Origin of the sequence: Citrobacter sp. A316 (assembly GCF_002042945.1) — a bacterium.
Taxonomy (GTDB): Bacteria; Pseudomonadota; Gammaproteobacteria; order Enterobacterales; family Enterobacteriaceae; genus Citrobacter; species Citrobacter portucalensis.
The window spans coordinates 1-264 of the sequence record NZ_MVFZ01000050.1; the positions used below are offsets into that span (position 1 = coordinate 1).

General features: G+C 72.7%; 1 protein-coding gene. It reads right to left on the reverse strand.

Going from position 1 to position 264, the window contains the following annotated elements; translation table 11 throughout:
- Positions 1 to 34 precede the first annotated feature (34 nt).
- Positions 35 to 264: hypothetical protein (locus BZK41_RS27360; RefSeq protein WP_172313314.1), on the reverse strand; the 230-nt coding region annotated here is incomplete at its 5' end.

Genomic DNA, 264 nt, shown 5'->3' on the forward strand with positions numbered 1-264 from the left:
ATGTGCCAGCCCCGCACCGGACGGCGGGAACGGCTCAGCAGCAGAACGCTGGCGCGGCGGCGGTGGCTGACTGAATGCGGGGCGTATCTGCGCAGCAGTGCGCCCCCTGCCTGCGGTCACGCTCCGGCGCAACATCAGGGCGATGTGCCAGCCCCGCACCGGACGGCGGGAACGGCTCAGCAGCAGAACGCTGGCGCGGCGGCGGTGGCTGACTGAATGCGGGGCGTATCTGCGCAGCAGTGCGCCCCCTGCCTGCGGTCACGC